General features: G+C 51.7%; 1 rRNA gene. It reads right to left on the bottom strand.

The window, feature by feature from the left end:
- Positions 1 to 650 (bottom strand): 23S ribosomal RNA (locus Q1B47_RS21830); the annotation flags it as partial.

The following is a 650-nucleotide window of genomic DNA, read 5'->3' as shown; positions in this document are numbered from 1 at the left end:
AGCTTAGAGAGCAAGTCTCATCACCACCAGGAGCGTACCTTCTCCCGAAGTTACGGTACCATTTTGCCTAGTTCCTTCAGCCGAGTTCTCTCAAGCGCCTTGGTATTCTCTACCCAACCACCTGTGTCGGTTTGGGGTACGATTCCTGCTAACCTGAAGCTTAGAAGATTTTCCTGGAAGCATGGCATCAACTACTTCAGTCCCTTAGGACCTCGTCATCAACTCTCAGCCAATGTACACCCGGATTTGCCTAAGTGTACGGCCTACTATCTTAAACGCGGACAACCAACGCCGCGCTAGCCTAGCCTTCTCCGTCTCTCCATCGCAGTTAGCAGAAGTACAGGAATATTAACCTGTTTCCCATCGACTACGCCTTTCGGCCTCGCCTTAGGGGTCGACTCACCCTGCCCTGATTAACATTGGACAGGAACCCTTGGTCTTTCGGCGAGGGAGTTTTTCACTCCCTTTATCGTTACTCATGTCAGCATTCGCACTTCTGATACCTCCAGCGTGGGTTACCCCTTCACCTTCAACGGCTTACAGAACGCTCCTCTACCGCGCACACAAAGTGTGCACCCATAGCTTCGGTGTATTGCTTAGCCCCGTTAAATCTTCCGCGCAGGCCGACTCGACTAGTGAGCTATTACGCT

The sequence above is a fragment of the uncultured Shewanella sp. genome, assembly GCF_947501225.1.
In the GTDB taxonomy this organism is placed as follows: Bacteria; Pseudomonadota; Gammaproteobacteria; order Enterobacterales; family Shewanellaceae; genus Shewanella.
The sequence above is the reverse complement of the archived record's forward strand: the minus strand, read 5'-3'. Positions and strand labels throughout refer to the sequence as shown.